Annotated in this window: 34 protein-coding genes and 1 riboswitch; of the genes, 19 read left to right on the forward strand and 15 right to left on the reverse strand. The window is 64.7% G+C overall.

Annotated features, from left to right (window positions below):
• Window positions 1–46 precede the first annotated feature (46 nt).
• The 4 genes from hisN (at window position 47) to rplT (ending at window position 1,893) form a co-directional block, all read left to right on the forward strand.
• Window positions 47–829: a histidinol-phosphatase gene (hisN, locus tag E5675_RS19705; protein ID WP_136175992.1), complete on the forward strand. Its 783-nt coding sequence runs from the start codon at window positions 47–49 to the stop codon at window positions 827–829.
• 15 nt (window positions 830–844) lie between these two features.
• Complete coding sequence (locus E5675_RS19710) at window positions 845–1,195, forward strand: GFA family protein (RefSeq protein ID WP_136175993.1); 351 nt, start codon at window positions 845–847, stop codon at window positions 1,193–1,195.
• Between the two features lie 115 nt (window positions 1,196–1,310).
• Window positions 1,311–1,514: a 50S ribosomal protein L35 gene (gene rpmI / locus E5675_RS19715; protein ID WP_106000796.1), complete on the forward strand. Its 204-nt coding sequence runs from the start codon at window positions 1,311–1,313 to the stop codon at window positions 1,512–1,514.
• Between the two features lie 13 nt (window positions 1,515–1,527).
• Window positions 1,528–1,893, forward strand: a complete 366-nt coding sequence (gene rplT, locus E5675_RS19720; protein WP_037555450.1) for a 50S ribosomal protein L20 — start codon at window positions 1,528–1,530, stop codon at window positions 1,891–1,893.
• Between the two features lie 242 nt (window positions 1,894–2,135).
• Here rplT and E5675_RS19725 read toward each other — a convergent pair whose 3' ends face one another.
• Entirely contained in the window at window positions 2,136–3,026 is an 891-nt protein-coding gene (locus E5675_RS19725; protein ID WP_136175994.1) for a LysR family transcriptional regulator, read from the reverse strand.
• A 142-nt stretch (window positions 3,027–3,168) separates the two neighbouring features.
• On the opposite strand from E5675_RS19725, the gene E5675_RS19730 reads away from it, so the two are divergent.
• The 4 genes from E5675_RS19730 to E5675_RS19745 are packed head-to-tail and all read left to right on the forward strand — an operon-like array spanning window position 3,169 to window position 5,085.
• Entirely contained in the window at window positions 3,169–3,801 is a 633-nt protein-coding gene (locus E5675_RS19730; RefSeq protein ID WP_136175995.1) for a pyridoxamine 5'-phosphate oxidase family protein, read from the forward strand.
• Entirely contained in the window at window positions 3,798–4,406 is a 609-nt protein-coding gene (locus E5675_RS19735) for a glutathione S-transferase N-terminal domain-containing protein (RefSeq protein ID WP_136175996.1), read from the forward strand. The genes E5675_RS19730 and E5675_RS19735 overlap by 4 nt, the downstream gene beginning before the upstream one ends.
• Complete coding sequence (locus E5675_RS19740) at window positions 4,403–4,633, forward strand: 4-oxalocrotonate tautomerase family protein (RefSeq protein ID WP_348769813.1); 231 nt, start codon at window positions 4,403–4,405, stop codon at window positions 4,631–4,633. Before E5675_RS19735 ends, E5675_RS19740 begins: the two co-directional genes overlap by 4 nt.
• Window positions 4,630–5,085, forward strand: a complete 456-nt coding sequence (locus E5675_RS19745) for a DMT family transporter (RefSeq protein ID WP_136175998.1) — start codon at window positions 4,630–4,632, stop codon at window positions 5,083–5,085. The genes E5675_RS19740 and E5675_RS19745 overlap by 4 nt, the downstream gene beginning before the upstream one ends.
• A gap of 3 nt (window positions 5,086–5,088) precedes the next feature.
• Here the strand turns inward: E5675_RS19745 and E5675_RS19750 are convergent, their stop codons facing one another.
• The 3 genes from E5675_RS19750 to E5675_RS19760 all read right to left on the reverse strand — a co-directional run bounded on the left by E5675_RS19750 (window position 5,089) and on the right by E5675_RS19760 (window position 6,725).
• Entirely contained in the window at window positions 5,089–5,493 is a 405-nt protein-coding gene (locus E5675_RS19750) for a GFA family protein (protein ID WP_136175999.1), read from the reverse strand.
• A gap of 79 nt (window positions 5,494–5,572) precedes the next feature.
• Window positions 5,573–6,268: a YafY family protein gene (locus tag E5675_RS19755; RefSeq protein ID WP_136176000.1), complete on the reverse strand. Its 696-nt coding sequence runs from the start codon at window positions 6,266–6,268 to the stop codon at window positions 5,573–5,575.
• Window positions 6,269–6,284: 16 nt separating this feature from the next.
• Complete coding sequence (locus E5675_RS19760) at window positions 6,285–6,725, reverse strand: DUF6265 family protein (protein ID WP_136176001.1); 441 nt, start codon at window positions 6,723–6,725, stop codon at window positions 6,285–6,287.
• Window positions 6,726–6,802: 77 nt separating this feature from the next.
• Window positions 6,803–6,914, forward strand: a riboswitch (TPP riboswitch).
• A 55-nt stretch (window positions 6,915–6,969) separates the two neighbouring features.
• Here E5675_RS19760 and thiC point away from each other — a divergent pair.
• Both thiC and E5675_RS19775 read left to right on the forward strand, forming a co-directional pair.
• Window positions 6,970–8,856 (forward strand): phosphomethylpyrimidine synthase ThiC, encoded by a 1,887-nt coding sequence (gene thiC, locus E5675_RS19765; protein WP_136176002.1) that lies wholly within the window; start codon window positions 6,970–6,972, stop codon window positions 8,854–8,856.
• Window positions 8,857–9,475: 619 nt separating this feature from the next.
• Window positions 9,476–10,623, forward strand: a protein-coding gene (locus tag E5675_RS19775; protein WP_095385752.1) for an IS3 family transposase whose coding sequence is annotated in 2 segments (ribosomal slippage) — window positions 9,476–9,734 and window positions 9,734–10,623 — 1,149 coding nt in all. Because the reading frame shifts where the segments join, the coding sequence is not laid out codon by codon here.
• On the opposite strand, the gene E5675_RS19780 is transcribed toward E5675_RS19775, so the two are convergent.
• Window positions 10,589–10,999 carry a hypothetical protein gene (locus E5675_RS19780; protein WP_136176004.1) on the reverse strand — a complete coding sequence of 137 codons (411 nt, stop codon included), beginning with the start codon at window positions 10,997–10,999 and terminating at the stop codon, window positions 10,589–10,591. The genes E5675_RS19775 and E5675_RS19780 overlap by 35 nt on opposite strands.
• 46 nt (window positions 11,000–11,045) lie before the next feature.
• On the reverse strand, window positions 11,046–11,912 hold the full coding sequence (locus E5675_RS19785) for a hypothetical protein (RefSeq protein WP_136176005.1): 867 nt from the start codon (window positions 11,910–11,912) through the stop codon (window positions 11,046–11,048).
• A 224-nt stretch (window positions 11,913–12,136) separates the two neighbouring features.
• On the opposite strand from E5675_RS19785, the gene E5675_RS19790 reads away from it, so the two are divergent.
• Entirely contained in the window at window positions 12,137–12,622 is a 486-nt protein-coding gene (locus tag E5675_RS19790) for a 2'-5' RNA ligase family protein (protein WP_168707939.1), read from the forward strand.
• Between the two features lie 167 nt (window positions 12,623–12,789).
• Here the strand turns inward: E5675_RS19790 and E5675_RS19795 are convergent, their stop codons facing one another.
• Window positions 12,790–13,029: a hypothetical protein gene (locus tag E5675_RS19795; protein WP_136176007.1), complete on the reverse strand. Its 240-nt coding sequence runs from the start codon at window positions 13,027–13,029 to the stop codon at window positions 12,790–12,792.
• Between the two features lie 173 nt (window positions 13,030–13,202).
• Between E5675_RS19795 and E5675_RS19800 the strand changes: the two genes are divergently transcribed.
• The 6 genes from E5675_RS19800 to E5675_RS19825 all read left to right on the forward strand — a co-directional run bounded on the left by E5675_RS19800 (window position 13,203) and on the right by E5675_RS19825 (window position 16,886).
• Window positions 13,203–13,841 carry a hypothetical protein gene (locus tag E5675_RS19800; RefSeq protein ID WP_136176008.1) on the forward strand — a complete coding sequence of 213 codons (639 nt, stop codon included), beginning with the start codon at window positions 13,203–13,205 and terminating at the stop codon, window positions 13,839–13,841.
• Between the two features lie 122 nt (window positions 13,842–13,963).
• The gene (locus E5675_RS19805; protein ID WP_210727569.1) at window positions 13,964–14,497 is read left to right on the forward strand and encodes a hypothetical protein; all 534 of its coding nucleotides are present in this window, start codon (window positions 13,964–13,966) and stop codon (window positions 14,495–14,497) included.
• Complete coding sequence (gene arr / locus E5675_RS19810) at window positions 14,497–14,922, forward strand: NAD(+)--rifampin ADP-ribosyltransferase (protein WP_136176009.1); 426 nt, start codon at window positions 14,497–14,499, stop codon at window positions 14,920–14,922. Before E5675_RS19805 ends, arr begins: the two co-directional genes overlap by 1 nt.
• 59 nt (window positions 14,923–14,981) lie before the next feature.
• A complete protein-coding gene (locus E5675_RS19815) occupies window positions 14,982–15,413 on the forward strand; it encodes an NIPSNAP family protein (protein WP_136176010.1) in 432 nt (143 codons plus the stop codon).
• Between the two features lie 121 nt (window positions 15,414–15,534).
• Window positions 15,535–15,990, forward strand: coding sequence for a glycine zipper 2TM domain-containing protein (locus E5675_RS19820; RefSeq protein ID WP_136176011.1), 456 nt, complete (start codon window positions 15,535–15,537; stop codon window positions 15,988–15,990).
• Window positions 15,991–16,067: 77 nt separating this feature from the next.
• Entirely contained in the window at window positions 16,068–16,886 is an 819-nt protein-coding gene (locus E5675_RS19825) for a ThuA domain-containing protein (RefSeq protein ID WP_136176012.1), read from the forward strand.
• Here E5675_RS19825 and E5675_RS19830 read toward each other — a convergent pair.
• The 4 genes from E5675_RS19830 to E5675_RS19845 form a co-directional block, all read right to left on the reverse strand.
• On the reverse strand, window positions 16,883–17,281 hold the full coding sequence (locus tag E5675_RS19830) for a DUF1801 domain-containing protein (protein WP_348769814.1): 399 nt from the start codon (window positions 17,279–17,281) through the stop codon (window positions 16,883–16,885). The two genes, E5675_RS19825 and E5675_RS19830, sit on opposite strands and share 4 nt — an antisense overlap.
• Before the next feature lie 10 nt (window positions 17,282–17,291).
• The gene (locus E5675_RS19835; RefSeq protein WP_136176013.1) at window positions 17,292–17,720 is read right to left on the reverse strand and encodes a DUF1801 domain-containing protein; all 429 of its coding nucleotides are present in this window, start codon (window positions 17,718–17,720) and stop codon (window positions 17,292–17,294) included.
• An 11-nt stretch (window positions 17,721–17,731) separates the two neighbouring features.
• The gene (locus E5675_RS19840) at window positions 17,732–18,589 is read right to left on the reverse strand and encodes a TauD/TfdA family dioxygenase (RefSeq protein WP_136176014.1); all 858 of its coding nucleotides are present in this window, start codon (window positions 18,587–18,589) and stop codon (window positions 17,732–17,734) included.
• Between the two features lie 74 nt (window positions 18,590–18,663).
• Window positions 18,664–19,545: an arylamine N-acetyltransferase gene (locus E5675_RS19845; RefSeq protein WP_136176015.1), complete on the reverse strand. Its 882-nt coding sequence runs from the start codon at window positions 19,543–19,545 to the stop codon at window positions 18,664–18,666.
• A gap of 194 nt (window positions 19,546–19,739) precedes the next feature.
• Here E5675_RS19845 and E5675_RS19850 point away from each other — a divergent pair, with 194 nt between their 5' ends.
• Entirely contained in the window at window positions 19,740–20,192 is a 453-nt protein-coding gene (locus tag E5675_RS19850; RefSeq protein ID WP_136176016.1) for a nuclear transport factor 2 family protein, read from the forward strand.
• Window positions 20,193–20,259: 67 nt separating this feature from the next.
• Window positions 20,260–20,847, forward strand: a complete 588-nt coding sequence (locus E5675_RS19855; RefSeq protein ID WP_136176017.1) for a hypothetical protein — start codon at window positions 20,260–20,262, stop codon at window positions 20,845–20,847.
• Here the strand turns inward: E5675_RS19855 and E5675_RS19860 are convergent.
• The 4 genes from E5675_RS19860 to E5675_RS19875 all read right to left on the reverse strand — a co-directional run bounded on the left by E5675_RS19860 (window position 20,844) and on the right by E5675_RS19875 (window position 22,551).
• Window positions 20,844–21,272 carry an OsmC family protein gene (locus E5675_RS19860; RefSeq protein WP_136176018.1) on the reverse strand — a complete coding sequence of 143 codons (429 nt, stop codon included), beginning with the start codon at window positions 21,270–21,272 and terminating at the stop codon, window positions 20,844–20,846. The two genes, E5675_RS19855 and E5675_RS19860, sit on opposite strands and share 4 nt — an antisense overlap.
• 71 nt (window positions 21,273–21,343) lie before the next feature.
• Window positions 21,344–21,547: a DUF2061 domain-containing protein gene (locus tag E5675_RS19865; RefSeq protein ID WP_136176019.1), complete on the reverse strand. Its 204-nt coding sequence runs from the start codon at window positions 21,545–21,547 to the stop codon at window positions 21,344–21,346.
• Between the two features lie 73 nt (window positions 21,548–21,620).
• Complete coding sequence (locus E5675_RS19870; RefSeq protein ID WP_136176020.1) at window positions 21,621–21,968, reverse strand: DUF962 domain-containing protein; 348 nt, start codon at window positions 21,966–21,968, stop codon at window positions 21,621–21,623.
• A gap of 133 nt (window positions 21,969–22,101) precedes the next feature.
• Window positions 22,102–22,551, reverse strand: coding sequence for a DUF4402 domain-containing protein (locus E5675_RS19875; protein WP_136176021.1), 450 nt, complete (start codon window positions 22,549–22,551; stop codon window positions 22,102–22,104).
• Window positions 22,552–22,719: the final 168 nt, after the last annotated feature.

Below are 22,719 nucleotides of genomic sequence, written 5' to 3' on the forward strand. Positions count from 1 at the left end.
GCGCTGCGGACTGGCGGCGCGGACCGGGCTGCGCTAGCGCGAAGCCATGTCGATCACCTCTGACCTCGCCCTCGCCAACCGCCTCGCCGACGCCGCCGGCGAAGCGATCCGCCCGCTCTTTCGTTCGAACTGGGTCCACGAAGCGAAGGCCGACGCCTCGCCCGTCACCGAGGCCGATCGCGCCGCCGAAGCCGCGATGCGCCGCCTGCTCGACGCCGAGGCGCCGCGCGACGGCATCATCGGCGAAGAATATGGCGCCGAGCGCCCCGAAGCCTCGCGCCAGTGGGTGCTCGACCCGATCGACGGCACCGTCAGCTTCATGGCCGGCCGCCCGATCTTCGGCACGCTGATCGCGCTGCTGCAGGACGGCTGGCCGATCCTCGGCATCATCGACCAGCCGATCGCCGGCGAACGCTGGGTCGGCGCGCTCGGGCAACCGACCCTGTTCAACGGCGCCCCGGCGCGCGCCCGTGCGTGCCGCAACCTCGCCGACGCCGTGCTTGCGACGACGGGACCGCAATATTTCAGCGATCACGACGGCGAGCATTTCATGGCGCTCGCGGCGAAGACATCGCACAAGCGGATGGTCTTCGGCGGCGACTGCTATAATTATGGCCTGCTCGCGAGCGGGCATATCGACCTGGTGGTCGAGGCGGGGCTCAAGCTCCACGACTTCGCCGCGCTCGCGCCGATCGTCGAGGGCGCCGGCGGCACGATGTGCGACTGGAACGGCGATCCGCTCAGCGCCGACAGCGCCGGGCACGTCATCGCGCTCGGCGATCCGGCGCGGCTCGAGGACGTGATCGAAGGGCTCGCCTGCCATCATTGAGAGGAAGGAACGGACATGGCTTATGAAGGAAGCTGTCACTGCGGCGCGGTGACCTATAGCGTCGAGGGCGACATTCCCGATACGGCGATGAGCTGCAACTGCTCGCACTGCCGCCGCAAGGGCTTTTTGCTCGCCTTCGTGCCGATCGACCAGTTCCGGCTCGAGAGCGGCGCCGAGCGGCTGACGTCGTACAAGTTCAACAAGCATAATATCGACCATCAATTCTGCGACGCGTGCGGGTGCCAGAGCTTTTCGGTGGGCGCCGGCCCCGATGGATCGAAGATGGCGGCGGTGAACCTGCGCTGCGTGCCCGCAGCCGACCTCGACGCGCTGAATATCCAGAAGGTCGACGGCGCGAGTTTCTGATCCCACAACGCTTGCATTTCCGGGCGAATCCACCTAAGCGCGCCGCTTCCGATTGTGTCGGCTGGCTGAAAGGGCTGCCAGGCCGATACGCAAACGGACTTCAAAGGAGACCAAAATGCCCAAGTTGAAGACCAAGAGCGGTGTGAAGAAACGCTTCAAATTCACCGCCTCGGGCAAGGTGAAGCACGGCGTCGCCGGCAAGCGCCACCGCCTGATTTCGCACAACTCGAAATATATCCGCACCAACCGCGGCACCAGCGTGCTCAGCGATTCGGACGTGGCCCATGTGCGCCTCTGGGCGCCCTACGGCCTGAAGTAAGGAGCGCTAGACGATGTCACGCATCAAACGCGGCACGACCACGCGTGCCAAGCACAAGCGGATTTTGGATCAGGCGAAGGGCTATTATGGCCGTCGCAAGAACACGATCCGCATCGCCAAGCAGGCGGTCGAAAAGGCCGGCCAATATGCTTACCGCGACCGCAAGGTTAAGAAGCGCAGCTTCCGCGCCCTGTGGATCCAGCGCATCAACGCGGCGGTCCGCGCCGAAGGCCTGACCTATTCGCAGTTCATGCACGGCGTGAAGCTCGCCGGCATCGACCTCGACCGGAAGGTCATGGCCGACCTCGCGATGAACGAAGGCGGCGTGTTCACCGCAATCATCGCGCAGGCGAAGGCGGCGCTGCCCAAGGCAGCCTGACGCTTTTCAGCCAATCGAACGAAATCAAGGGCGGTCCCGGCGGGGCCGCCCTTTTTCGTTGGGGGTCCGCAAACGACCGGAAGCGGGCATTCCCATTACCGTCACCCCGGGCTTGACCCGGGGCCTGCCTTGCCTTTTCGCCGTCGTCAGGAAGAAAAGGCGGGTCCCGGGTCAAGCCCGGGATGACGAAAGTGAGAGCATGCAATGGCAGCTCTCCACCCCAAAACCGCCCTTCGCCCCCCTCAATCCAACCCCGCCGCCCGCATCCGCGCCGTCATCGCGGCGACGAACGCGCGCACCGACGGCAAGCCCGCGCGCGACGGCTCGAACAGCAGATGAACCGGCAGCGGCGGCGGCGCTTCGTCGGCCAGCAACGATATCAGCCGCCCCGCATCGACAGCCTCCGCAAGCTGGTAGGAGAGGAGGTTGGCGATCCCCAGCCCCGCCTCGGCCGCCGCCAGCACCCCGTCGACGCTGTTGACGGCGAGCCGCGGCGGCGCATCGAGCCGCCAGCGCCGCGATGCAAACCGCCATTCGGTCGTCCAGCGTGGCCCCATCGTGCCGATCAGCTCGTGGCCCGCCAGGTCCGCGATCGTCGCGGGCGCCCCGCGGCGCGCGAGATAGGCGGGGCTCGCGACGAGCATCTGGCGCACCCGGCCGATGCGCTTGGCCTTCAGCGTCGTATCGGCGAGCGGCCCGATCCGCACCGCGACGTCGATCCCTTCCTCGACGATGCGCACATTGCGGTCGATCAGCATCATTCGCGCCGACAGCTCGCGGTGCTGCGCCATCAACTCGCCGATGACGGGCAGCACATGCAACCGTCCGAACATCACCGGCGCAGTCACGTGCAGCTGCCCGCGCGGCTCGGCCTCCGCCCCGCGCAGTTCGCGCTCGGCCCCCGCCAGATCGGCGAGGATGCGCCGCGCCTGCTCGAGAAACGCCGCCCCCGCGTCGGTCAACGCAACCGCGCGCGTCGACCGATGAAAAAGCGCCGTCCCCAGCCGCGCTTCGAGCGCCGCAATCCCGCGCGTCACCGCGGGCGGCGAACTGCCCAGCTTGCGCGCCGCCGCGGCAAAGCCGCCTTCGTTCGCGACCGCGACGAACATTTCGAGCGTGAGCAGCCGGTCCATGATTATTCCACTTTTCGGAATTAACTTGTTCGATTTTCCATCATTATCACTATGGGCGCAATGGACTATCTCCTCGGGGCGAACGAAGGCCCCGCCCCATCTTCCGCCTTCGTTCGCTTCCCTGACGGAAAGGTCGGTCACGATGGCGCAGAATTACCGGCATACGCTGTTCGACGACGCCGTGAAGGCCGAGCAGGAGCGCCACGGCTCGCGCGCCGCCTATCTCAAGATGGACGCGAACGCCGATGGCACCCCCGATGCGCTGACGGCAAAGGAAATCGCCTTCATCGAGCAACGCGACAGCTTCTACATCGCAAGCGTCAATGCCGAAGGCTGGCCCTATATGCAGCATCGCGGCGGCCCCGCGGGGTTCCTGCGCCATATTACCGGCAATCGCATCGGTTTCGCCGACTATCGCGGCAACAAGCAATATATCAGCACCGCGAACCTCAAGGGCAACGACCGCGTTTCGCTGTTCCTGATGGACTATCCCAACAGGGATCGGCTCAAGCTCGTCGGCCATGCGGTCAGCGTCGAGCTTGCCGACGATGCCGCCGCGGTCACCGCGCTGATGCCCGAAGGCTATCGCGCGGTCCCCGAGCGCGCCTTCTTCATCGATGTGATCGGCTGGGAATGGAATTGCTCGCAGCATATCACCCCGCGTTTCACCGAAGCCGAAATATCCGCCGCGGTCCGCCCGATGGCGACCGAAATCAACCAGCTGCGCGCCGAAATCGCAGCCTTGCGCGCCGCCCCGAAAGGAGACCGAACATGATCCGCCTCTATGCGTCCGAAATGTCGGGCAATGCGCACAAGGTGCGGATGGCGCTCGCTTTCCTCGGCCTCGACTGGGACGAGCGGGCGACCGACGCGGCCGCGCGCAAGACCGATGCCTTCCTTGCGCTCAACCCGATGGCGCAGATCCCCGTTTATGCCGAAGGCAATTTCGCCTTGCGCGACAGCCAGGCGATCCTCGCCTATCTCGCCGCGCGGCACCGGCCCGGCGACTGGGACGGGCAGACGCCCGAAGAACGCGGCGCGATCATGGTCTGGCTGTCGCATGCGGCGAACGAGATTTTCAACGGCCCCGCGCTGCTGCGCGCCGAGCGGCTGTTCGGCTGGTCGATCGATCGCGATCGCGCGGCCGCCGTCACCGACCGCATCCTGCCGGTGGTCGAGGCACATCTGACAGGCCGAGACTGGCTGGTCGGCGACCGGCTGACCATCGCCGACCTTGCCGCCAGCCCCTATCTCGCGCTCGCGCCCGACGGCGGGGTCGATTTAGAACAATGGCCCGCGATCCGCGACTGGACGCGGCGGATCGCGGCGCTGCCCGATTTTCCCGCCATGCCGGGCTGGCCGGCCGAAGGAGCCGCATGATGCCTTATGTCGACATCCGTATCACCCGCGAAGGCGCGACGCCCGAACAAAAGGCCGAACTGATCGCAGGCGTCACCGACCTGCTCCAGCGCGTGCTGGGCAAGAATCCGGCGACCACCGTCGTCAATATCGACGAGGTAGATTTGGACAATTGGGGGATCGGCGGACTGCCCGTTCTCGACTATCGCGCCTTGCAGGCCTCCCAATCGAAAGCGCAAAAGCCATGACCGCGAACAACGCCGCCCCCGCCTTTGCCACGATCATGTTCCTGACCGGGGTCGGCATCCCGATTCTCGCCGCCTTGAACGGCGGGCTCGGCGCGCGGCTAGGCGCCCCGATGGCCGCCTCGATGATCCTCTTCGGCCTCGCCTTCCTGATCGCGGCGACCGGCGCGCTGCTCACCGGGTCGGTCGGACAGGTCCGCTTCACCCCGGACATTCCCGCCCATTTCTATTTCGGCGGATTGTTCGTCGCCTTTTACGTCATCGCCGTGACCTTCATCGCGCCCAAATTCGGCGTCGGCAACGCGATCTTCTTCGTCCTCGTCGGCCAGCTCGTCAGCGCGGCGACGATCGACCATTTCGGCCTGTTCGGCGCGATCCGTTCGGCGATCGACGCGAAGCGCGTCGCGGGGATCGCGCTGATGATCGCCGGGGTGTATCTGGCGCGGCGCACCTGACCGCTACATGTGCGACGTCACCTCCGGAGGGTTCCACCAATTGTTGCCTGCGCCGTCCATATGGCTCACTGGCAGCGCCGCCATCTCGGCGTGCGTCAGGTCGTCGAGGCACGCGATCGCCACCGAAACATAAGCCCCGCCGATCTCCTCGACATAACCGTGGCCGAAGGGCGACACGCCGCAGGTCTTGCAAAAGACGTGATGCCCGCTGTTCGACCCGAACTGATAGTCCGACAATGCCGCAGGATCGGTGAGCAGGCGAAAGGCGTCGGGCTTGGTCTGCGCGTTCCAGCCGCGCTTCTTGGTGCAGATCGAGCAATTGCACTTGCCCGTCCCCGCTTCGAGATCGAGGTCGGCTTCGAATTTGACCGCGCCGCAGTGGCACGAACCATGATGGGTCTTGAGCATCGCAAATCCTCCGGTTGCCGGCGCCGTCCTTGGCGCCCTTCACCCGAAGCGATGTAGCCTTCGCCCCTGACAGATCATGTCAGGAGGCGTCGTCCCATCCGTTCCGCCGCCACCAGTCGGCCATCAGCACCGCGCGCCGCCGCCCGAACCCTTCGTCGCCGATTCGCGCCGCGGCGATGCGGTCGATGCGAAAGCTGCGGAAATCCTGCCGCAGCAAGCACCACGCCGCGATGACCTGCTTGTCCTCGAAATAGGCGAGCGCGGCGGGCCAGATCGACCGCTCGGTCGCCGTGCCCTTCTCGTCGGCATAGTCGATGTGCAGCACCTTTTCCGCGCGCATCGCCTCACGCACCGTCGCGAGCAGCGGCGCATTGCTTTCGCGCCAGCGGCTGTTCACCGGCCACAGCCCCGACTCGTCGATCCTTTGCCGAAGCGCGTCGGGGCTCGCCGCCGCGATCTTCGCGAGCGCCAGCCCCGCGGCGCGCGACAGCGCCCCGTCCTGCCGCCCCTCGACCCAGCGCGCGCCGAGCACCAGCGCCTCCAGCTCGTCGGCGCTGAACATCAGCGGCGGCAGGAAAAATCCCGGCCGCAGCACATAGCCGACCCCCGCCTCGCCCTCGACCGGCGCGCCGAGCGCGATCAGCGTCTGGATGTCGCGATAGAGCGTGCGCACCGACACGCCCTGCTCCTCGGCCAGCGCCTCGGCGGTCACCGGCCGGCGGTGGCGGCGCAGCGTGTCGATGATCGCGAAGAGCCGCGCCGTCTTGTCCGCCATGATGCCGTGTCCCCGCTCAGCGCCGCCGATAGGTCCAGCGCCGCGGCTTCGACCCGTCGATCGCCGAGATCGTCGCGGTCAGCGTGTCGCCGCCCCGAACATAGGCGATGCGCTGCGGATAATCATGCGCGGCATTCTCGAAGGTCGCGCTTGTCCCCTCCTGCCGCACCAGCCGGAACGCGACCGCCGCGCCGCCCTGCGGCATCGCGATATAGGAAATCGCGCCATCGTCGCCCGCCGCGATGCGCAGAAACTCGAACTCGCGCAAGCGCTCGCCGCGCCCCGACCGGCTGTGCCCGATCATCATGCCGCCGCGCGGGGGCGCCCAGCTTTCCTCAGTCCAGCGCCCGTCCGCCTCGCTCGCCCAGTCGCCCGCGAGCCAGCCGAGATCGTCGACCGTCGCCGCGGGGCTCGCCGCCACCAGCAACACCGCCAAAGCCGCCGCCATGATCCGCATGAATCTCTCCCTCACCGCTCCTTACCACCGCGACAGCGGCACCGCCATGGACAGCGCCCGCCGCGCCGCCTATAACCCCTCCATCCCCGGGGAGCCTGTCGCGCAAGAGCAGGTTGAGAGCGGAATAGACCGCGACCCGTTGAACCTGATCCGGGTAATACCGGCGGAGGGAGGGCCGGTATTCCACCCGAAAGCCAAATGGGGGAAATCCGTTTCTCGCTCCGAACAAATGGAGCGACTGCACATGGCCGACATCGACTCGAAGTTCGAATCCGCAACCCCCATCGGCGTCACCACCGGACCCATTCGCGGCAGCCGCAAGATCCATGTCGCGACCCAGACCGGCAGCGGCATCCGCGTCGCGATGCGCGAGATCGACCTCGACCCGCACAGTGGCGAGCCCCCCGTCCGCGTCTATGACACCAGCGGGCCTTATACGGACGCCAACGCCACCATCGACATCAACGCCGGCCTGCCCGAACTGCGCCGCGACTGGATCCGGGGTCGCGGCGACGTCGAGGAAGTCGCCCAGCGCGAAGTCCGCCCCGAGGATAACGGCCAGCTCGGCCCCGACCGCTCAGGCGGCGTCCCCGCCTTCCCCAACGTCCGCCGCCAGGTCCTCCGCGCCAGGCCCGGCGCGAACGTCAGCCAGATGCACTATGCCCGCCGCGGCATCATCACGCCCGAAATGGAATATGTCGCCGAGCGCGAGAATCTCGGCCGCGCGCGCCTCGCCGAGTACAAGCGCGACGGCGAAAGCTTCGGCGCCAGCATCCCCGATTACGTCACCCCCGAATTCGTCCGCGACGAGGTTGCGCGCGGCCGCGCGATCATCCCCAGCAACATCAACCACCCCGAATCCGAGCCGATGGCGATCGGCCGCAACTTCCTCGTCAAGATCAACGCCAATATCGGCAACAGCGCGGTCGCCAGCGACGTCGCGGCCGAGGTCGACAAGATGGTCTGGTCGATCCGCTGGGGCGCCGACACCGTCATGGACCTGTCGACCGGGCGCAACATCCACGACACGCGCGAATGGATCATCCGCAATTCGCCCGTCCCGATCGGCACCGTCCCCATCTATCAGGCGCTGGAGAAAGTCGGCGGCGTCGCCGAGGATCTGACGTGGGAAATCTTCGCCGACACGCTGATCGAGCAGGCCGAACAGGGCGTCGACTATTTCACTATCCACGCGGGCGTGCGCCTGCCCTACGTCCCGCTCGCGGCGAAGCGCATGACCGGCATCGTGTCGCGCGGCGGCAGCATCATGGCGAAATGGTGCCTCGCGCATCACAAGGAAAGCTTCCTCTACGAACGCTTCGACGAGATTACCGAGATCATGAAGGCCTATGACGTCGCCTACAGCCTCGGCGACGGCCTCCGCCCCGGCAGCATCTATGACGCGAACGACGAGGCGCAGTTCGCCGAGCTCTACACGCTGGGCGAGCTCACCAAGCGCGCCTGGGCGCAGGATGTGCAGGTGATGATCGAGGGGCCGGGCCATGTCCCGATGCACAAGATCAAGGAGAATATGGACAAGCAATTGGAAGCGTGCGGCGAGGCGCCCTTCTATACGCTCGGGCCGCTCACCACCGACATTGCGCCGGGGTACGACCATATCACCAGCGGCATCGGCGCCGCGCAGATCGGCTGGTACGGCACCGCGATGCTCTGCTACGTCACGCCCAAGGAGCATCTGGGCCTACCCGACCGCGACGATGTGAAGGTCGGAGTCGTCACCTACAAGCTTGCCGCGCACGCCGCCGATCTCGCCAAGGGACACCCCGCCGCGCAGGTCCGCGACGACGCGCTATCGAAAGCGCGCTTCGAATTCCGCTGGCGCGACCAGTTCAACCTGTCGCTCGACCCCGACACGGCGGAGCAATATCACGACCAGACGCTCCCGGCGGAAGGCGCCAAGACCGCGCATTTCTGCAGCATGTGCGGGCCGAAATTCTGCTCGATGAAGATCAGCCAGGAAGTGCGCGAGTTCGCCAAGCTGCAAAATCAGGACAGCGCCGCCTTCATCGCCGCCGAAGAGGCCGAAGAGGGCATGGCGAAAATGAGCGAGGTTTATGAGGAAACCGGGCGCGAGCTGTATATGGGCGCGGGTGGACGGGAGCATGATTGAATTAGGAATGGGGGCTAGGACTCAGTTCGACGCCCCCATTTTGCTTTGCTTTAGAATTTCGATCATTCGAGCCCTGATAGTGAGTGCTTCATGAGCATAGTGAGCTTTGCGGTGATCCAGCGGGCAAACTGCGATAACATTGTCAACCGCGTCCGGGCCACCTTCGCTCAACGGAATCACATGATGAGTCTCAAGGTAAATTCGTCCGCTTGAAGTCTGAAATCCAGGTTCATCGCAATACTCGCACCTGCCTTTGGAGCGCACTAATGCGGCCTGCCTTATGTCACGATTTCTAGTATATACCGAGCTACTAACCTGATTACGCTCTACCTCCGCACTCAGCGTATCACTGTCAAATTGATCAACGTAGGCAGATTGGCCAGTCCCCCTAACAAGTACGAACTCGCCGGTTCGAGAATCATAATGCCGAATGTGCCACGGTTCAGCATCCAATTCTCGATGAGACACTTTCGAAGAATCCGAGTGCGGATCTTGAGTTGCTCTGCGCTTACCATCCACAACGAGAACTCTGATCGGGAGATTGTCGTAAGCAGCCTGTGGCCTGCTGCCGGTTTGGTGGACACCGAGATAGGGTGTTTCCACCTATCGGAGGTCCACAATGCAAAGAAGGAAGTTCAGCCGCGAGTTCAAGCTTGAGGCGGTGAGGATGGTCCGCGAACGCGGGGTGACGATCGCGCAGGCGTCGCGCGATCTGGATGTGCATGCGAACGTGCTGCGTAAATGGGTCCGGGAGCTTGCCGCCGATCCGGGTCATGCCTTTCCCGGTCACGGTCAGATGAAGCCGGAGCAGATGGAGATCGATCGCCTGCGGCGCGAGCTGGCCAAGTTGAAGGCGGAGCGCGACATCCTAAAAAAAGCCGCCGCCTACTTCGCGAGGGACTCGATATGAAGTTCCAGTTCATCGCGAAGCACCGAGGGATCTGGCCGGTGGCATGGATGTGCGGGGCGCTCGGTGTCTCGCGAAGCGGCTTCCATGCCTGGCTGATCCGCCCGCCGTCGCAGCGTGCCCGCGACGACGAGGTGATCGGTGCGAAGGTCCGTGCCAGCCATGTAGGAAGTTATCGCACTTATGGCGCGCGCCGTGTCTGGCACGACCTGCTGGCCGATGGGGTGTCCTGCGGCCTGCACCGGATCGAACGGCTCATGCGGGCGCAGGGTCTGCGAGCGAGGCCGCGGCGACGCGGGCTTCCCAAGGATCACGGCGATCGTTCGGTCATCGCCGGCAACGTGCTCGATCGCCAGTTCACGGCAGACAGGCCGAACCAGAAGTGGGTGGCCGACTTCACCTATATCTGGACGGCCGAGGGATGGCTCTATGTTGCTGCGGTGATCGACCTGTTCTCGCGCCGGGTGGTCGGATGGTCGATGACTCCCAACATGACAGCCCAGCTCGTCACCGATGCGCTGATCATGGCGATCTGGCGGCGCGGCAAGCCCGATGCTCTCCTGCATCACTCGGATCAGGGCAGCCAGTATACCAGCGAGCAGTTCCAGCGGCTCATGGCCGACAATGGGGTCACCTGCTCAATGAGCCGGTCCGGCAATGTATGGGATAATGCCGCCATGGAGAGCTTCTTCTCCTCGCTCAAGACCGAGCGGATCGGGAAGAAGATCTACCGCACGAGGGCGCAGGCGAAGGCCGACGTGTTCGATTATATCGAATGCTTCTACAACCCGACCCGGCGTCACTCGACCTTGGGTTACCTCAGTCCTATCGACTTCGAACGTGAAGCTGGGGTAGCCTGAATGAACTTATCTCGGTGTCCACCAAACCGGCAGCAGGCCACTGAGCCGCATCGCGGTCTAGCTTGAGCCCCCTGGTAATCCACTGCGTCTTGCCGCCATTGGCGCGGTGAAATGCCGCATTCTGCCTAAAATTGTCACGGTAAACGATCTCGCCATTTTCCATCTTCATAGCATCATGCCAGAGATTAAAAACCGCCACCTTTTTAGGTTGAACGAATGACCAATCGTAGCAATACTTTGGATTTGCTTTGATTTTTCTCGGGTTAGTCGCTGATGCAATCCAGTCTGACGTATCAAACCCAAGGCTTTCCACTACGTCAAAAACAATCTGCTTACGCCGTGGCTTCAGGCCATCCAGCTCGGATTGAATATCCATAACAGCCCCCATGAAACGTTCTATCTTCTTCGCAACAAAAAGATCGCTATATATCGATTATCGGCCCCGAGCTAATATGCTGTACTATAAGTGCCTTTAGGCGCCCGGTAGATGATTCTAAGCGAATCCCGTGAAGGGTAATCAAACCGTCTGATAAACCTCGCGAAGAAGCGTTGGTTCGAAGACTGGACGTAACTAGATGAATATTAGATCTAGTTCTCGCCACCTCGTCCAACTCAAAAGGGATCGGCCTTTGTTCGTCAGGCAAAAAAATTCGTCCTTTGAAAGTATTAACGTTATAGCTTGACACCAAACCCTCGTGAGCGACTATATTCTCACCTCGAACAGTTCTAGAAATGTACTCGTAGCTAAATTCGGTCATGTTTGGACCGATCTGCTCGATGCCAGATGCCCTAATCCAAAATAACCTAGCTTGGTTTGCGCTCTCTGACGCTATAATCGGCCTATGCATATCAGCGATGCTAGACTCCGTCTTCTCCATCAGACTGTCTAGCTTTTCTTGTGTTATATTCCTTTCTGAAAGCGCCTCCCTGTGAGACATATACAAGCTCTTATCGTAGTCCACATGAAATCCGAGCGTGTTAGCAATGACATAATCATATACCGAATACAGCAGATGGCCGAGAGGCGTGTCCTTTGAGGCCGTACCGGCTATCCAAGCCACGCCCACGATTGAAGCTATTAGCTCCCATGAGCCAGCCTCAGGCGTAGTAACTAGGATTTCAGCATTCTTTAGAGATGGCGCTTGAGTTATTATTTCGCCATTCAATACTAGATGTGTCGTCAACGCGAGAGAGCGTTGAAAGCCAGCCATCGCCCTAGCTGCATCGTAAAAGTCGAGGACATGGTTCTCTGCTAGATTTCCGTCAAATTTCAGCTTTATATCGGTCATCGTCCCCCACCATATTTATTAGAATTCCGAGAACAACAAATCTGAAAAAACGCAATTTCTGGTTAATTATATGTCTGACAGGTTGGGAGCAACCCTCAGACTGCGGACCGTCTCATTTGGACTATAGTGGCAGTTGATTGATTCCAGATGATACGCACGAATCGGCCCATCCCCCACACCATGCTACACTCCCACCCATGCGCGCCCGAAACCCCCTCTACGTCATGGCCAAACCGCCGCCGGAGGTGCAGGCGCAGATCGCCGCGCTGCCGCGCAACGACCCTTCGCGCGGCCCCCACCTCCTCCATGTCACGCTCATCTCGCTCTACGACCTCCACCATGCGCCGCCCGAGTGGCTGCCCGCGACCATCGCCGCGCTGGACGGCTTCGCCGCGGCGCCCTTTCCGCTCCGCTTCGACCGGATCGAGAACCGCAAGGCGGTGACGCTGCGCACCCGCGAGCCGCTGGCCGAAGCGCGGGCGTTCCAGAAGGCGCTGGTCAATCATCTGCTGCGCGAAAAGGCGCCGATCATGGACGGCACCACCCCCGAACCGCACATCACGATCAACTATCGCGGCGACCGGCTGAATGCCCAGAAAATCCCGCCGATCCGCTGGACGGTGGACGAAATCATCCTCACCGAAAGCATCGTCGGCAAAACCACCCATGTCGAACACGGCCGCTGGCCACTCCGCGGGGTTGCGTCCTGAGCGGGAATGTAACCCACCTCGTCATCCTCTAACGAGACGCGTGGCTCGTTAGACTTGATCCGGGATCCACTGCGGCGCTGAAGTCATCGACCCCGGATCAAGCCTGTCCCGAGCTTGTCGAAGGGCCCGGGGTGACGAAACGGGCTGCGGCGGCCTGGAACACCCCGTCAGCCAAAGTATCGCCGAAACCAACCCCGCTTTCCGGGAACGACCGGCGACTGGCCGGAAATGCGGACCAGATAATGCCCGAGGACCGCCGCTTGCTGCTTGGTCATCAATATCCGGAACAGGTCGGGGTCGTGCGCGTTGGCCGCTTCCGAGGACTGCACGCTTTCCAGCCGGAGCATGATGCGGTCGCCCGCGTCATGATGGTCCCAGCCGACCAGTGCCCCGAAACTCTCCATCATCCCGCCTCTCCCCCACCATCTTCGCGCGGCCGATGCCGACGATCCGATAGGGCGTTTTACCAGAGCCGCGGTGCAATGTCGTCCAATGGTCGAAAAGCCGCCCGTCGGCGGCCCCCCCCCCCCCCCGCAAAAACCCCTTTCCTACATCGCATCGCCATGCTTCATCCTGTTCGATGACCCAGCCCAAACCCCATGCTCGCCCCGCGCGGCCGCGTGGTCCGGCTTTGCAAGGCCCGGCGCCGCAAAGCCTGACCGCCGCGCTGTCCTCCTTCACCCCCGCGCAGCTTCAGCGTCAGCGCAGCAGCGGCTGGACCCCCGACCGCCAGCGCAAGTTTATCGAGGCGCTCGCCGCATCGGCCTGCGTGACCGAGGCGGCGGCGAGCGTCGGGCTGTCGGCGACATCGGCCTATAACCTTCGCCGCCGCCCCGATGCCCATGCGTTCCGCCATGCGTGGGATGCCGCGATCGATTGCGGGATGCGGCGGCTGGTCGACGCCGCGCTGGCGCGCGCGGTCCACGGCGTGCCCGTCCCCATATTCTACAAGGGCGAACAGGTGGGCGAGCGGCGCGAATATCCCGAACGGCTCGCGATGTTCCTGATGCGCGCGCACGACCCCCATCGCTTTGGCGCCGCGGGGTCGAGCGACGCGAACGGCGGCACCACGCCAGCGCACGGCGACCCCGCCGAAGCCCGGCTGGCCGATGCGCTCGCGCGGATCGGCGCGCCCGCCGACGACCCGCCGCCCCCCGCCCCGCTGCGCCTGCCCGGCCCGACTGCCGACGACGGCGACGGCCCGGACCCAAGTGACTGATTTCATGGGCCCGGAGGTGACAAGTTTGACAAGTTAAGGCAAAAAAACACGCTCCCCACGGCTCGACCCCGACGCCGCTTGCCGATAGGATGCCCGCCTTGGCCCAGGACAGGAGACGGACGATGCGTGGACAGGCATTAGGCGCGGCGATGCTGCTGCTCGCGGCGTGCGGAAAGGCCGATGCCCCCGCGGCGCCCGAAAAATCGGTGCTGGCCGATGGCCCCGCGGCCACAATCGACGACGTCGCCGCCGCCGACCTGCCCCCCGCGGTGCGCGACGCGGTGCTCGCCAAAGTGCCCGGCATGAAAATCGCCGAGGCCGAGCGCAAGGAACGCGACGGCAAGATCTTCTACGACGTCGAGGGGACGCGCCCCGACGGCAGCCCGGTCGAGCTCGACCTGATCGAGGAGGCGGGGGCATTTCGCGTCGTCGAGATGCAGCGCGACATCGCCTGGGCCGACGCCCCCGCACCGGTGCGCGCCGCCGCGGCCGCCCCCGCCGACGCCTTCACCCCCGCGCGCGTCATCGAAAGCACCCAGAATGACGGCACGATCGTCTACGAACTCTTCGCCCCCGGCAAGGCCGACGAGCCCGCCGCCGAGGTGAACTGGAAGGATGGCAAGGCGGTGCTGCGCACCGAGCGGAACGAATATTGATGACCGGCGCGGCTCCCACCGGGCCCGATATGGGCGCGACCTTCTATCACGGCACGCGCGCCGACCTCGCCGTCGGCGACCTGCTCGCCGCGGGCTGGGCGTCGAACCATGCCGACCGCAAGCCGCTGTCGTGGATCTATTTCTCCGCCGCGCTCGAATCGGCGATCTGGGGCTGCGAACTCGCCGCCGGCGAGGGGCGCGAGCGCATCTATATCGTCGAGCCGACGGGCGACTGGTTCGACGACCCCAATCTCACCGACAAGAAATTTCCCGGCAACCCGACGCGCAGCTACCGCAGCCGCGCCCCGCTGCGCGTCATCGGCGAGGTCGAAAGCTGGACCCCGCACGCGCCCGAAGTGCTCCAGGCGATGAAGGACAGCCTCGCGAAGCTGAAGGCCGAAGGAAGGGACGTGATCATCGACTGAGCCATCCTTCGACCCATATCTTCGTGAGCCCGGAAAACAGAAACGGAGAGAAAACACCCGTGCCCTCCCCCGTCCGCACCCTCACCCTCGCCGCGCTGCTCGCGCTTGCGCCCGCCGCCGCTATCGCTGCGCCCGCGACCACCCCCGCGCCGCTGCAACAGCTGCGCATCTACGAAATCCCGCGGACCAACGAAGGCGTGTTCCACGACCGTTTCCGCGATCATGCGCTGCGCATCATGGCACGCCACGGTTTCGCGGTGCGCTCGATCTGGCGCAGCGAGCATGAGGGCAAGGTCGAATTCGTCTATCTGCTCGACTGGCCCGACGCCGCGACGATGAAGGCGGCGTGGGCCGCTTTCATGGCCGACGAGGAATGGGCCGCGATCAAGAAGGAAACGGGCGCGCGCCACGGGCGCTTCGTCGACGCGATTTCGGATCGCACGCTCGAACCCGTGCCTTGGTCGCCCGACCGCGCCGGCGCGGGCGGCTAGGGGGCGGAGACGGGAAGGCGGGACGGAACCGGGAGGCGCTTTCGGGGGTCTATCATGCAGAGGGGCCATAAAGCATGCCCCGCCCGCTTGGCCCGGCACGCGACCAGATGGAGTGATGCCGATGTACAAGCCCATGATCCTGCCCCTCGCCGCCGCGACCGCGATGCTCGGCGCCTGCGCCTCGACCGGCGGTTATGGCGGCGGCTATGACGACGGCGGCTACGGCTATTACGACCGCGGCTATTACGACCAGTACGGCCGTTACGACTGGGACCGCCCCGATCCGCGTCACGACGGCTATTATGCCGATAATTATTACCGCAACGACCGCCGTTACCGCGAACGCCGCCTGTCGAATAACGACCGCATCTATCGCGGGCGCGACGGCAAATATTATTGCCGCCGCAACGACGGCTCGACCGGGCTGATCGTCGGCGGCGTCATCGGCGGCATCGCGGGCAATGTCATCGCGCCGGGCGATTCGAAGACGCTCGGTACCGTGCTCGGAGCGGTCGGCGGCGCGGTCGCCGGACGCGCGATCGAACGCAGCGGCAACGACGAGGTGCGCTGCCGCTGAGCATCGAGCGACGACGGCGGCTTGCGAAGGTTCACCGGTGTCATTAGCTTCCGCCCGGTAATATCGGGAGAGGCCGAATGATCACCGCCGCCAAACTTGCCGCCACGCTGCTGCTGATGCTCGGCGCCGCGCAGGCGTCGCCCGACCCGCGGCGCCCGGCGCCGACATTCGACCGCGTGCCGCCTGAATTGCCCGCGCTCGCTCGCCCCGCCGTGCTGATCGTCAGCAAGACCAACGGCTATCGCCACGACAGCATCGCGGAAGCCGTGCCGGCGATCGAGGCACTGGTGAAGGCGCGCGGCTGGAACAGCTTCGCGACCGAAAATGCCGCGGTCTTCAACCCCCGCGATCTCGCCAAGTTCGACGTCGTCGTTTTCGCCAATGCCAGCGGCGATATCTATACCCCCGACCAACGCGACGCCTTCCGCGCGTGGATCGCCCGCGGCGGCGGTTTCGTCGGCCTCCACAGCGCGGGCGACGGCAGCCACCCCGGCTGGTTCATGAAGCTGCGCGGCAATGGCCGTTTCACCGGCCATCCGGGCGGCGCCGACCAGTTCCAGGCGGCCGACCTCGCGATCGCCGACCATAGCCATCCCGCGACGCGCCACTTGCCCGCCCGCTGGCGCTGGACCGACGAATATTACAGCTGGGACGCACCGCCCGCCGCCGACGCGCATATTCTCGCCTCGCTCGACGAAAGCACGCTGCGCCTCGACACCAAATATCGCATGGGTACGGGCCACGCGCTGATCTGGTGGCGCTGCGAAGGTCGCGCGCGCATCTTCTATTCGGCGCTCGGCCACAAGGCCGAGGCATGGGCAGACCCCGTGCATCTGAAGGTCGTCGACGGCGCAATCGGCTGGGCAGCGCGTGGAGAGGGGACCGGCTGCGATTAGCCCTTTTTTGGGCGAGCGGGCTTTTCGAGGTTCGCCTCGACCGCGGCGCGGATCAGCGCCTTGAACGCCGCTTCGTCGACGCTGTCGCCCTCGAACAGGTCGATCGCGCGCCGCGTGTTGCCGTCGAGGCTGGAATTGAACAGCTTCTTGGGATCGGCGAGCGCCGCGCCCTTGGCAAAGGTCAGCTTGACCTTGTCCTTGTACGTCTCGCCCGTGCAGAGGATCCCCGCATGTTCCCACACCGGGACGCCCGCCGGGTTCGACGGCTTCTGCCACTTCACCGTCTCTTCGACCTCGGGATCGGCGGCGTGGATCAGTGCGCGTAGCTTCGCCAGCATGTCGCCGCGCCAGTCGCCGAGTCCTGCAATCTTCGCATCGATCAGGTCCGCTGCCACCGTCTCTTCCTCACATCTTCTCGCCGGGCAGCGCCGCGGCCTGTTTCACCCAGTCGGCGAACGCCGCTTCGTCGACCTTGTCGTCTTCATGGATATGAAAATAGCGCGTGTCGCCGCTTTTCGACGCGACCGGCGGCACGGGGTCGAGCGACTGGCCGCGAAAGAAGGCGACCTTGATATAGCGGTCGAAGCAATGGATGCTCAGGAACCAGTGCGTCGGCGCGTCGCCCTGCCCCGGCGGACCATAGAAGGGCGAGTTCCATTTGACCGCCTTCGCGACCCCCGGAACGGTGTTTTCAATGAGCTTGTCGAGCCGTGCCCAGGCGGCCGACTTCCACCCCGGCATCGCGGCGATATAGGCCTGCACCGGCGCATCGCCATAGGCTTTGGCGATCTGCGGATTGCCGCCCGACAGCAGCACGACCTTCTTGTCGCTCATCGCGGGGGTCTTCAGCGTTCGTCGCGATAGAAGGGCCGGTCCCCCGCGATCGTCACCCGCTCCATCCGCCGCACCGCGGGGAAATAGTCCGACGCCGCATAATGCTGCGCGGCGCGATTGTCCCAAAAGACGACCGAGCCCGCGCGCCAGCGGAACCGGCACTGGATTTCGGGAACCGCGGCCTGAGCATAGAGGTGCGCGAGCAACCACTCGCTCTCCTTCGCCGACAGGCCTTCGATATGGCTCGTGAAGGCGGTGTTGACGTAGAGCGCCTGTTCACCCGTCTCGGGATGTGTGCGCACCACGGGGTGAAGCTGCGGCGGATATTGCTCGTGCAGTTCGTGCGCGCTCTTGCCCAGCCTTTTGGCAAAGACGCGCGCGATGTCGTGCACTGCCGTCAGCGAGCGGCACCAGTCCTGCATCGCGGGCGACAACCCGCGAAACGCCGCTGCCATGTCGGCGAACAGTGTGTCGCCGCCGACCTCGGGCACTTCGATCGCGCGCAGGATCGACCCCAACGACGGTTCGGCGCGCCAGGTAACGTCCGAATGCCAGAAGTTCTCGCGCCCGCGCGACTCGGGGCCGTGCGCGATGTGCAGCACCTCACGGTTCGGCTGATCCTGCGGCGTCGCGGGGTGGATTTCGAGCGGCCCGAAGCGCCGCGCAAAGGCGATATGCTGCTCGGGCGTCATCGACTGATCGCGAAAGAAGACGACCTTGTACGCGAGCAGGGCGGCGCGGATTTCGGCGATCGTCGCGTCGTCCTGTTCGCGGCCGAGGTCGATACCCGAGATTTCGGCGCCAATCGACGGCGTCAGAGGCGCGACCTTCAGCCGCTCGAAAACCCGCTGCGATGCGACAAGGGTCATGGCTTTGCGCTCCTGTTATTCTGTTGTCGGAGCATGAGAAAGCCATGGCGGCGGCGAGTCAAGCCGCGGTGCGACTATCCGACGATCTCCGCCGTTGCCGCGCGCTCGATCGCGCCGCGCCAGTGCGGCCGCACCGGCAGCAGGAAAATCTCCGACAGCGTGCGCTCGATCTCGTCGGCGGTCAGGTAGCGCCGGTCGGATCGCCCGTCGACGAGCCGCGTCGTCAGCCGGTTGTCGCGCAGCCCGTAACGCGCCTCGCCCGTCGTCCGCGCCGCGATCAATTGATGGCGGAAATGCGAATCGGGATGCGCCGAGGTGTACCAATTGCCCAGCTCGTAATCGATCGCCGGCGGCGCCGCATTCTCAATCCGGTAGAGCGTCCGCCATTGCCCTTCGATCAGCGCCGCGACCTGCCATTCATCGCCTTGCCGAACGACGCGATAGCTTTCGTGCCGCGTCGGTTGCGCTTCCTCGCGGTCCATCGCCAGCGGCTGCGGCGGTACCGCGGCGCCGAACCCGACGTCGGCCAGCCACGGCCGCCCGTCGATCGTGACGCGCACGACCATATGCGAGCGCGGCGTCGGCGGCGCATCGTCGGGCAGCATCCAGCGCACCCGTCCGATCAGCCCCTCGGCCGCAAAGCCGATCGCCTGCAGGACGCGAAGGAACAGGCCGTTCTGTTCGAAGCAATATCCGCCCCGCCGCTGGCCGATCAGCTTTGCGTCGATCGCGTCGGCGCCGATATCGATCCCCGCGCCGGTGAGCGCGTCGATCGCCTCGAACGGGATGGCGGCGATATGCGCGGCCTGGAGCGCGGCGAGCACCTCCCGCGTCGGCGCCACGGGGCCGCTATAGCCGATGCGCGCGAAATAACGCGGCAGGAATGTGTCGGTCGCGCCCGGGGACGCATCGTCGCCATCGGCCGGGTCGGGGGAGGCAGCGGGGTAGTGCAACATGGACAAAAGCTCCGTTCGCAAATCATCTGCCCGCTTTATGAAAGCTCAACCGCGGTTGAGATCAAGCGGGAATCCGGTCCGAATGATCGATTTCCCGAAAACGCAGTCGTGTTCGCAACTTGACCTTGCGACCGCGCATATGCCGGCGCACACCATGCCATAATGTCGGCGGGGGCAGGTCGAAGGAGGAATATATGCACGCCATGACGGCAATGTTGCTGGTTGTCGGCTTGATGCCGCCTGCACTCGCCGCCGAGGCGCCGCGAGGCAACCTCGCCGGGCTCACCGCCTTCGCCGACGCTTTCGACGCGGCGCAGATCGCGCAGGATCGTGCCGCGCTCGACCGCATGGTCGCCGACGACCTCGTCTTCATCGACGGCAGCGGCAAGCGTTATGGCAAGGCTTTCTTCATCGATGGCTGGACCGGACCCGACGACGATTATGATCCGGTGACGCTGAAGGACCGGGTCGTCCTGCCGCTCGGCAGGGATGCCGGACTCGCGAGCGCCGAGACGATCCTGTCGGGCCGCTCGGCGGGCAAGCCCTTTCGCGTCCGCATCCGCTTCACCGACATCTTCCGGCGTCACGGCGACAGCTGGCAGGCAAGCTACATCCACGTCACGCGCATGCCGATCGAAGGCGATTAGCGGAAGGATTCGACTCTCGCCACTGATGAGAACATAATGGGAACATTGATCCGATTCGGAGGAATGGATGATGAGCCCGATGTTCCGATACTTCCTTGGCTTTCAGCTTGCCGTCGACCGCGCCGGCTGGCTTGCGCGTCAATTGCCGCCCGTTTCGGGCGATCTCTTCGCCGGGCTGAAGCCGCAAAACTATCATCTCACCCTCTGCACGATCGACGAGACGTCGGTGTCCCACCCCTTCCTGCGGCAACGCGTCGCCAGCGCATTCGAAGGCGGCCTGCCCGCCGCCGCTTCGATTCCCTTTGGCCGGATCGTCAGCCGGGATGCCGGCGCCGAACTGGTCACGGTCGGGAGCACCGCTGCGATTCGCCAGCTTTACGACGACCTTGTCGCACGACTCGCACCATATGGAATCGCGCCCTGGTATCGCCAGTCGGGCCTCCGCCCGCACATCACGCTCGGCTATGGCAAGCATGCGTTCGACCCGGTGCCGGTCGCGTGGAACTGGACGCCGCGCGAGCTCGTCCTGATCGAAAGTCATATCGGCCACAGCCGCCACCGCGTCCTCCAGCGCTGGCAGCTCCCCGCACCCGCGCAGGGCGTTTTCGACTTCATGGACGACGCGCTGCCGCCGCCGCTGCGCTATGCGGCTTAGCTCTCCAGGCTGTGCTCGAGCGTGATCTCGCAATCGAGCAGCTTCGACACTGGGCAATTTTTCTCGGCCTCCTCGGCGATCTTCGCGAATTCGTCGGCGCCGATCCCCGGCACTTTTCCGGTCAGCGTCAGCGCCGATTTGGTGATCGTGAAGCCGCCGTCCTGCTGCTCGAGCGTCACCGCGGCGCTCGTCTCGAGCGTGTCGCCGCTATAGCCCGCACGTGCGAGGCCGAAGGACAGCGCCATGGTGAAGCAGGCGGCATGCGCCGCGGCGATCAATTCCTCGGGATTGGTCCCCGGCTGTCCCTCGAAGCGTGTTCCGAAGCCATAGGGTTGCTTGTCGAGCACCCCCGACTTGGTCGTGATCGATCCCTTGCCCTCCTTGCCGAAACCTTCGTAGCGGGCCGATGCGCGATTGACGGTCATGCAATTTCTCCTGGGTTCGATCTGGGGGTTCGAAGATATGGAACGGAAAGCCGCCCGGGACTCGGGAGGCCTCAGGCCGCGAGCAGCTTACGCCCCGCGCCCACGCGCTTCCACGCCTTTTCGTGAAAGAAGAAGGCAACGGCGTTGATGCACGGCTCGATGATCGCGATCCCGCCAGCGAGTGCGACCGATCCGGTCATCACATAGGCGACGCTGAACCCGATCGTCAGATGGATCGAGAGGTAGGTGAGGGTCTTGATCAGGTCGGTGGGCATGGCCCGTCTCCAGCAGCGGCGAACCCGTTCAAGTTAAGAATGATTCGCAAAGACTGCCAGTTGGAGCTTTCGTTCAGTCTGATCGATTATCCCGCGCCACGCCCGCCCGGTCGAGTTCGGGCCCGAGCCGCCCGCCGAGCCACATCGCCCACATCTTGAAGTCCGCGGCGAGACTCCATAGCGGATAGGTGAAGGTCGCAGGGCGGTTCTTCTCGACCCCGAAATGGGCGACCCAGGCAAAGAAATAACCCGCGACCGGTAGCGCGACAAGCCAGCCCCAACGGCCGCTCAGCACCGCTGCAACCGCAATCAGCACGACAAGGCTGGTCCCGACATAATGCAGCGCGCGCGTCGACGCCTTGCTGTGCTCACGCAGGTAAAAGGGCCAGAATTCGGCGAAACTGGTGTACAGCCGAGGCATGATGACGAAGATGCGGCCGCCGGCGCGCAGCGTCAAGGCGACTATCGAAATGTCGGAACCGCCTGCTCAACCGGGATGAGTGGCCGTTCTTCATGACGAAGTGAGAAAGGAGCGGCCGCGTCCGGCCGCCGATCTACAGATAATTGACGGTGAGCGTGAATGTCCCGCTGTAATTGCCCTCGGGCTGATTCGCGGGGACGGCAAGCGTGCCGCCGATATAATAGGTCTGAACACCGCTCGGCAGCAATGTCGCGCCGAGCAGCGCGATGCCGCCGCCGCTCGTGGTCGCGGCGCGCACGAGGCTGGCGGTCATCGCCGGCGCGCCGCCGCCGGCGCGCGTGAGAGTGACCGACGTGCTGCCCGACACGGTGATCAGGAATATGCCGCCGGTGCCCTGGAACATGGCGCGGCCGCCATCGTTGCCGATGAGCGTCGCGCCGCCCGCCGCACTGCGTCCGTTGGTGACAGGGTTGATCGTGACCGTGCCGCCCGCCGGTCCGCTCAGCAGCGTGCCGAAGTCGAGATCGTCGGTCTTGATCAGCGTGTTCGGCCGAACGACCGCCGCATTCGCGGTGCTGCTCATATCGGCGGCGTGCACGGTCGCGTATGGCGCCGCGCTCGCGGCTGCCGCGGCGATAGTCAGGGCGCGAGCCGCGCTCCGACAGTGGCTGGTCCCTCGAATCCCCACAGATTCTGCTCCTGTCTGGCACGGACTATGCCAGCGGGACCTTCATTACGGGTGGACGGGGTT

Source organism: Sphingopyxis sp. PAMC25046, assembly GCF_004795895.1.
Taxonomy (GTDB): Bacteria; Pseudomonadota; Alphaproteobacteria; order Sphingomonadales; family Sphingomonadaceae; genus Sphingopyxis.